Annotated in this window: 9 protein-coding genes and 1 pseudogene; 5 read left to right on the plus strand and 5 right to left on the minus strand. The window is 38.9% G+C overall.

The genetic code is table 11. From position 1 onward, the window contains the following. The 3 genes and pseudogenes from PWP39_RS09175 to PWP39_RS09185 all read left to right on the plus strand — a co-directional run. Positions 1-91, plus strand: a pseudogene (locus PWP39_RS09175) (IS6 family transposase); the annotation flags it as partial. Positions 92-140: 49 nt separating this feature from the next. Next, positions 141-302, plus strand: a complete 162-nt coding sequence (locus PWP39_RS09180; protein WP_288073518.1) for a hypothetical protein — start codon at positions 141-143, stop codon at positions 300-302. Then, positions 299-1,297, plus strand: a complete 999-nt coding sequence (locus tag PWP39_RS09185; RefSeq protein WP_288073519.1) for an SSO2105 N-terminal domain-containing protein — start codon at positions 299-301, stop codon at positions 1,295-1,297. The genes PWP39_RS09180 and PWP39_RS09185 overlap by 4 nt, the downstream gene beginning before the upstream one ends. 10 nt (positions 1,298-1,307) lie before the next feature. Here the strand turns inward: PWP39_RS09185 and PWP39_RS09190 are convergent, their stop codons facing one another. The 3 genes from PWP39_RS09190 to PWP39_RS09200 all read right to left on the minus strand — a co-directional run bounded on the left by PWP39_RS09190 (position 1,308) and on the right by PWP39_RS09200 (position 4,221). Further along, a complete protein-coding gene (locus PWP39_RS09190) occupies positions 1,308-2,549 on the minus strand; it encodes an aminotransferase-like domain-containing protein (RefSeq protein WP_288073520.1) in 1,242 nt (413 codons plus the stop codon). 311 nt (positions 2,550-2,860) lie between these two features. Continuing rightward, positions 2,861-3,826, minus strand: coding sequence for a ribose 1,5-bisphosphate isomerase (locus tag PWP39_RS09195; RefSeq protein ID WP_288073523.1), 966 nt, complete (start codon positions 3,824-3,826; stop codon positions 2,861-2,863). Beyond that, entirely contained in the window at positions 3,823-4,221 is a 399-nt protein-coding gene (locus PWP39_RS09200; protein WP_288073521.1) for a UPF0146 family protein, read from the minus strand. Before PWP39_RS09200 ends, PWP39_RS09195 begins: the two co-directional genes overlap by 4 nt. Positions 4,222-4,336: 115 nt before the next feature. Here PWP39_RS09200 and trmBL1 point away from each other — a divergent pair, with 115 nt between their 5' ends. After that, a complete protein-coding gene (gene trmBL1, locus PWP39_RS09205; RefSeq protein WP_288073522.1) occupies positions 4,337-5,362 on the plus strand; it encodes an HTH-type sugar sensing transcriptional regulator TrmBL1 in 1,026 nt (341 codons plus the stop codon). Here trmBL1 and PWP39_RS09210 read toward each other — a convergent pair. Next, complete coding sequence (locus tag PWP39_RS09210; protein WP_011011237.1) at positions 5,346-5,579, minus strand: PRC-barrel domain-containing protein; 234 nt, start codon at positions 5,577-5,579, stop codon at positions 5,346-5,348. The genes trmBL1 and PWP39_RS09210 overlap by 17 nt on opposite strands. 111 nt (positions 5,580-5,690) lie before the next feature. Here PWP39_RS09210 and PWP39_RS09215 point away from each other — a divergent pair, with 111 nt between their 5' ends. Then, positions 5,691-7,025, plus strand: a complete 1,335-nt coding sequence (locus PWP39_RS09215) for a DEAD/DEAH box helicase (protein WP_011011238.1) — start codon at positions 5,691-5,693, stop codon at positions 7,023-7,025. Here the strand turns inward: PWP39_RS09215 and speE are convergent. Then, positions 7,013-7,858 carry a polyamine aminopropyltransferase gene (gene speE / locus PWP39_RS09220; protein ID WP_011011239.1) on the minus strand — a complete coding sequence of 282 codons (846 nt, stop codon included), beginning with the start codon at positions 7,856-7,858 and terminating at the stop codon, positions 7,013-7,015. The two genes, PWP39_RS09215 and speE, sit on opposite strands and share 13 nt — an antisense overlap. Positions 7,859-8,010: the final 152 nt, after the last annotated feature.

Consider the following 8,010-nt stretch of genomic DNA (forward strand, 5'->3'; position numbering starts at 1 on the left):
GTATAATTTTGTCAGAATTCATTCTAGTTTTGGTGATCCGCCTGGTGATGTTACTGAATGGCTTCAGGAGGTGATGCCCCAGTTATCCTGACAATATCACTATTTAAGTAAATAAGTATTTAAGTATTTTGGTGAACACAATGGGAGTCATAACCGTAAAAATTCCAGACGAGTTGGAGGTTAAATTCCGGAAGAAAATCCTCGAAATTTACGGTGTTAAGAAAGGAGTTCTTGGAATGGCGATAACAGAGACGATTGAATTATGGCTCGAAAAATACGAAAACTCCGAAAAGCAGAAGTGAACTACATTACTATCAAGGCAACGCTCGAAGCAGAAAAGAAGGAAGACTATCTAAAACTTGCCCTTTTAACAGAAAAATTTAAGAAAGCTGTCGAACTGTCGATAAGACTCCAGCTTAAGGGTGTTAAGAAGAGCGAGGGTGTGAAAGAAGTTTCTCGACTGATTCTCAACAACTGGTGGTATTCCGACAGTGCTTGGGATTATGCGAAAATGCTCCGTAAAGGTGCAGAGCGAAGCGGAGGGAATCCAAAACACATTCATCTGAAGTCCAAGTTTCTCATCAGCAAGCCAAAAGAAAACGAGAATGGAAATAGAAACGTTAGGATTAATGGGTTGAAAGTTAAAATCCGTTCAAACGGCGAATGGCTGAACTTTAAACTGAAAACCGCTGAAAAATTTCTTCCCATTATTTTTGAGGCTCAGAAGTTCAAGTATGGTGCCCAAGTTATCTTGAAGGACGGAAAAGTTTATATTCATATTCAAGTGCCGTTTGATGTTTGCCTGAGGTATTACGGGAAAGTGAACGGCGGACATCTCTACGCAGGGTTTGATTTGAATTCCGATAGAATTAATATGGTTGTTCTCGATGAGAACAGTATAATCCGAGATGTTAAAGTTGAACACTTTCCAGAAGTCAATTCTCCGGGTTTTTCAAGGAAAAAGGCGAAAGATTTGAGGCTAAAGGCTCTTGCTTGCTTGCTAGACTATGCATATCATCACGGTGTTAAAGTCGTGTTCTTTGAGGATTTGGGAATTATTAAAAGGAGAAACGGACGGGTAACGACCTCAAGGAGAGGAAATCGGAAGGCATCGAACTTTGCTAAAAAGGAGTTGTTTGAAGTTTACTTGGTGAATCTTGCTGGTTCTTCAAAATTGGGACGAGAGTTAGCTGGGAACTTAGGTTTGGACGTCCACTCGTCTTCAGCTTTCGTAATTGGCTGGTGGGGATTAAGCTCACTAAAACTCACAAACACTCCAAAAAATGGGAACAGTTGAGAAGGCTATATTATAATTCCTCCTTAATAGTCTCTGCTAACCTCTTTACTCCCTCTTGGATCTTGTCCTCATCTACGTAGGTAAAGTTGAGCCTCATTGTGTTTTTTACATCTCTGTAAGCAAAGAATGCCTCTCCTGGGACGTATGCAACTCCTTTCTTAACGGCTTTCTCTAACATTGTCGTGGCATTAATTTTTTCTGGGAGTATTACCCAGATGAACATACCTCCTTCTGGCCTAGTCCATTTGACACCTTCGGGCATGTACTGTTCTAAAGCTTCAAGCATAGCATTTCTCCTGGGCTTATAGAATTCGATTATCCTTGGAATGTGTTTCTCAAGGTGACCTCCTTCCAGGTATCTCCACGCTACAACTTGCCCAAACGAATTGGTACACAAGTCAACACTCTGCTTTGCAATCTCTAATTTTCTTATAAAGTGAGGCTCTCCTGCTATCCATCCAAGTCTAAATCCTGGGGCAAGTATCTTTGAGAAAGTTCCCAGGTAGAGAACTCTTCCTTCTGTGTCTAGGGCTTTTATCTTTGGTACGGGCTTGCCCGAATACCTGAGCTCACCGTAGGGGTCATCTTCTACAATTATAAAGTCATATTCACTTGCAAGCTCTAGGAGGTGCTTTCTTCTTTCCTCTGTCATTGTAATTCCTGCTGGGTTTTGGAATGTTGGAACGGTGTATACGAGCTTAACCTTCTTCCCTTCTGCTTTTAGCTTTCTGAGCTTCTCTTCCAAAATATCTGTTCTCATTCCTTCATCATCTAGAGGAACTTGAACGTATTGGGGCTCATAGAAATTGAAGGCTTGAAGTGCTGCTAAATAAGTTGGAGCCTCAACAACTACTATGTCTCCTGGGTTAAGGAAGACTCTTCCAATTAAGTCGAGAGCTTGTTGGGATCCACTTGTAATCATTATGTCAACTTTTGAAGTTGGAATGTTGTATCTTTTTCTTAACCACTCGGCAATAGCAAGTCTAAGGGGGGTAAAGCCTTTTGTGGTTCCATATTGAAGGGCTTTATCAGCGTGCTCTTCCATGATTTCTTCCAAAATGCCTTTTATAATATCTTTGGGAAATGTTTTTGGATTAGGCAATCCACCAGCTAAGCTTATAACATCACTTGTCTCTACAAGCTTAAGTAATTCTCTAACTTCTGAGGCTTTCATCTTTAGAGCTTTCTCAGAAAAATAAGACTCAAAATTAAGAGGACCACTTTCAAGTTTCTTTTCCAAAATTTCTTCCATATCCTTTCACCTCTTTTCATGCTCATGTATGATCATCTGAACATATTTGCTCACTAGGTATTTTCCGACGATTAAATATAAAACTTTCGGTATTAGCTGATTTTTAGGTTTACATTTGTAAATTTTCCTTGAAATGTTTTATCTATGATGTCAAAAATTCATCAAAGAATTTAAACGTCTTTTGGACAGCATAAGTGAGCCAGCATGTTCAAAAAAGCGGGGGTATTAACCCGCCCAAGTTCATCGATTCCGCCCTCGGCGGTTCTCCCCGGGCATTAAACATTAAACAAACAAAGTTAAAATACCTTTCGTTAGTCTTCCCATGGTTCTCTGTACTTAAATGCCCATCCAAACTCCTCTTTAAGGATATCTATTGCTGCATATGGAGGTATTACGCCTTTCTCTGTAATAATCACGTCAATGTATTCTGGAGGAGTTACATCAAACGCTGGGTTAAGAACTTCTATATTCCTTGGCCAGGTCTCCAATTCTTCTTTTGGAACGACCTCCGTTGGGTCTCTCATTTCAATTTCAACTAGTTGCCCTAGCATCGTTTCTGGGTGGAATTTGTAAGTTTCTGCAGCTATCATTACCCAAACTCTATGTTCCTTTGCTGTCAACGCTATCAATGCAGTTCCAATTTTGTTTATTACAGCCCCATTGGCAGTTATTGAATCGGCCCCCATGACAACTTTGTCGGTCATCTTCATGTAATGCCTAGCGGCCCCGTCTACTATGTAGATTACAGGAATTCCATAACTTGCCAATTCCTTCGCAGTAATTTTTCCTTGCCATCTTGGCCTTGTTTCAGTAACGATGACCTTAATATCTTTTCCCTGATCAAAAGCAGTTTTCATCACGCTAATTGCGGCTTTGCTATGGCAGTGTGTCATTATAACATCTCCATCTTCAATTCTTTTTGCCCCTATTTCTCCAATCCTCTCAATAGCCTTTTCTGAGTTATGAATAAACTCTTTTGCTGCGTTTATGATAGTATATCTTAAAGTCTCCAAGTCAGCATTAGAAGTGTATGCTATTTTGCCCCTATACATTACATACCTTAAGGCATTTGGAAGAGATACCGCTGTAGGTCTCGTATTATATAAGATTTTAGAAGCTTCTTTCAGCTCTTCCCATAACTCCTCACTTGTTTTTGCTTTAGATTTTTCAGCTTGAATCTTTAGAGCTTCCGCGGCAGCCCTTGCAATTTTTCCAGCACCTCTAATTTCCATATTCTTTATTTTTTCTGCAATCTCAAAGACTTCCTTAACTATCATGGCTCCCACACATATACACTTATTCCCTTGTAGTTAATTAACTTCATCTCCCTTGGAGGAACATCCCCAGAAAGTGGCACAACATAGAGGGGAACTTTAATCTTCTTGGCAAGACTAAGTAATGCCCTCATTATTTCTGGATTTGGGCGAATAGAATAAATGGCTCCAGCCTTGAGGTAGATTTTAAGGTTTGGATTAAAGATATCATCTACAAACCCAGGAATTCCTTCTTTCATTGCATTTCTTATGGCCTCCCTGTTTATATCAACAACTATTACGTTGAGTCCATATTCTTTTAGCTTCTTAGCTACTTTTAGATAGAAACCGACCCCCACTTCTACTATTAGCCCTTCCTTGGGAACTTTTCTTTTTATGAGCTCAGCTAGGGCTTCCATTAATCAAGGATTTGATAGAGAGTATAAATAGTTTTGGAATTATGCCAAAACTCTTATACATACTTTCGACACTCTTATGTAGATTGAAGGTAAAACTAACGGGGGGTTTATATTGATGCTTGAGGAAGAGATATTACAAAAACTTCAAAAATTCGGATTGACTAAGTATGAGAGTCTTGCTTATTTGACCCTTCTAAAACTTGGCCCCAGCAAGGCTACAGATGTGACGAAAGAGAGTGGAATACCTCATACAAGGATCTACGATGTTCTGAGCTCTCTCGCCAGGAAAGGTTTTGTTGATATAATGCATGGAACTCCAAGACTTTATGCTCCCGTGAATCCAGAAATAGTTCTTGAAAAAATTAGGGAAGATTTAATATCTGATATAGAGAGGTTAAAAAAGGCTTTCCAAGAATTGTATAGGGAAGCTCATGGAGAAGATTTGCCAGAAATATGGACCGTTCATGGATTTGAAAATACAGTAGACAGGGCTCAGCATATAATCAGATCTGCGAAGCATGATATCTTGATAAACACTCCATATGAGTTCCTTGAATATCTAAGGGAAACGATAGAAAAAAGAAATGATGCCTTAATTATAATCATTAGCAACTTTACTGAAATCCCTTCTTGGCTAGAAAATAAAGACAATGTTATTTTAGCGAGAAGTGGGCAAGCACCTTGGCTTCTGGGTACATGGGTTATAGGAGATATAAGTTATGCTCTATTCTTTGGAACATTACCCGAAGATAAGGGTAGGGAAAGATTTTACTCCTTCTGGGTTAAATCTGCGAGATTAATACAAAACTACATTCACTGGTTCTACACAATGTACTTCGACAACAGTGAAATAGTAAAGCCCCTCAATTACGAGAGAATAGAAAAGCCTTTGGTGCTTAGTCACATTAGAACTGTTATTACAGTACTAAAGCAGGCAGGATTGCCTAGAAATATTGAAGTTATTGGGAGATCTTTAGCTGAAAAGAAGCCAGTAACTATTAAAGGTAAGGTTATTGATTACGAATATACTCCTCTCACAGCCAACATTACAGTGAAGACAGACAACAAAAAAATAAAGGTTGGAGGGCTAGGAAGTTACTTGGAAGATATAGAAGGGGAATCTTTTATCCTTCTTGACTGATTCTTTTCTTTTCTGTTGTTGCTTCTACAAGTATTATGTCCCCAACGGCAGTTACCCTTTCATATGGAACTCCTACTCTTTCACCGGGGAGAGCTAGAAGGACTACTTCTCCCCTTCCCTCATCAATATCAATTATAACCTCATCAACATATCCTACGTACTTTCCTTTTGTTGTGTATATCTGTTTCCCATAGATTTTGGAAAGCCTCATGACCATTTTGGATCACCTAAGCACAATATTTTCCAAACTTCTTAAAATGTTTTTGAATGTACTGTGCAAATTTTTATAAATCCCTTCACTTCAACTTTCCCTTCGTAGTGAGGAAATATGATAGTGTTTAGGATACCTGAAGGTAGTGCGAAAGTTAAAATAGAGAAGGCAGACCCAAAGGTATATTTTCAAATTTATGACTTACTTTCATATAGGAAAGATTATGGAAGATGGAACAAAGCAGAGAGCTTGTATGATCCCTATACAAATACTTTTCCGGTAGGACTTTTGCCTAGGGTAAAGAAGTTTCTCAATTCTAAAGGGTACAGGGTAAGAATAAAAGACGAGAGGAAAATCGAAGGAGAAAAATTAAATTCCACATGGAACGAAAAATACAAACTAAGAAAATACCAGATGAAAGCTGTTAAAAAAGCTCTTAAGGAAAAAATGGGAGTTTTAGCTCTTCCTGTTGGGAGTGGGAAGACTATAGTTGGGCTAAGAATAATTCATGAATTGGACTTATCTGCCCTAATTATAGTGCACACAAAAGAGTTACTATACCAGTGGGCTCAAAAGATTAAGGAAGTTTTGGGGATAGATCCTGGGATAATAGGAGATAATAAGTGGTATGAAGGCCCTATAACAGTGGCCATGATTCAAACATTGCTTTCGAGAGGCACTGATAAATTTGAAAGAAAGTATGCAGTGGTATTATTTGATGAGTGTCATAGAACATCTGCCGCAGAAAAGTTCTACGAAGTTGGTGTAAACCTGCCTCAAGTTTATAGGTTTGGGCTTTCAGCTACTCCTTGGAGAAGATTAAGGGGAGAAGAAATGAAAATTGAAGGTGTCGTTGGGCCAATAATCTACGAGGTAAAGGCTGAAGATTTAATCCGTGAAGGCTTTCTTGCAAAGCCGAAGTTTGAAATAATAGAATACCAATCCCACATGCCCTCGTTAGCTGACAAATACAAAGAACTTTACGAAGAAGCAATTATGGAAAATGAGGCAAGGAATAAAGCAATAATAGAAAAGGCTATTGAATTAGTAAGGAGGGGACATAGGGTTCTGATTGATGTAAAGAGGATAGACCATGGAGAAATGCTGGCAAAAATGTTAAAGGAGAGAGGAATAAAAGCTGAGTTCCTAAGCTCTCAAAGTCCAAATAGGTGGGAAATACTCGAGAAATACAAGAAGGGAGAAATACAAGTACTCGTATCTACCCTCTTAAAAGAGGGAGTAGACATACCCGAGATCTCAGCAATTATTTTAGCAGGGGGAGGAAAGAGTGATATAATGACAATCCAGACAATAGGTAGGGCATTGAGGCCCAAAAAAGGAGGAGAGGCTGTTATTGTGGACATAAAAGATGATGATCCCCTATTGTTCACCCACTTTTTGGAAAGACAAAAAGCATTGAAACAGTATTATGGAAGATATTACAACCTTTGAAGAGTTTCTCTGATGTATTTGGGCATTTGGAAGAGTGTTTCATGCATTAAGGGATCGTAATATTCAAGCTGTAGCTTTTTAGCTCTTTCTCTGTCAATCTTTGTAAAGTCGATATCTCCTTTGACACCAACAAGGAATGCCCAGGGAGAGGCGTATCCTATAACTGGGAAAGAGTAGTAGTAGACTCTATCAAAAACTTTTTTCATCTCTTTATACGCTGAAATCAACTCATCAGTAAAGAGATACACGCTTCCCGCTTGGGTAACATAAATTCCTGGGTTGTTTAAGGCATCATATACATACCTATAGAATTCTTCGCTAAAGAGAACTTTTGCAGGCCCGACTGGATCTGTGGAATCTGCGATTATTACATCGAATCCTCTATTGTTTTTTATGAATTCAAATCCATCTCCAATTGTAAGCTTAGCTTTCTCATGTTTTCCGTTTAACATAGCCTCTAGTAAGCCATTATCGATCTTTATTAAATCCTTGGAAACCATTATTACGTCCTCATCAATTTCCACCATAATAACCTCATCTACATCATGTTGCAACACTTCTCTCACAGTCCCCCCATCTCCACCGCCTATCACGAGAACTCTCTTTGGTTTTGGATGGGCGAGCATTGCTGGGTGTACTAGAGGTTCGTGATAACTTCTTTCGCCAAGCGTAACGAGTTGCACTGTTCCATCCAAAGCTAGCAATCTTCCAAAGCCTTCGGTCTCATAAACCTCTATCTTCTGGTATTTAGATAATTTCTCGTAAATTTTTTTCTTAATTTTAAAGGCAACCCCGTATCCTCTTGGATACCACTCAATAAATGCCCTCTCCATTATCTCGCCACCTTCAGTTCTTAAGAATGAGAAGGGAATATAAACTTTTATTAACTGATACTGTTAGGATAAGCTGTGGGGTGTCAGGTTTAAGTTACTGGCAGTACTTTAGAAAAAGAAGGGGGAACATGAAGTCTGAAACCATTATTTAC

This window comes from Pyrococcus sp. (assembly GCF_030153625.1).
GTDB classification, from domain to species: Archaea; Methanobacteriota_B; Thermococci; order Thermococcales; family Thermococcaceae; genus Pyrococcus; species Pyrococcus furiosus.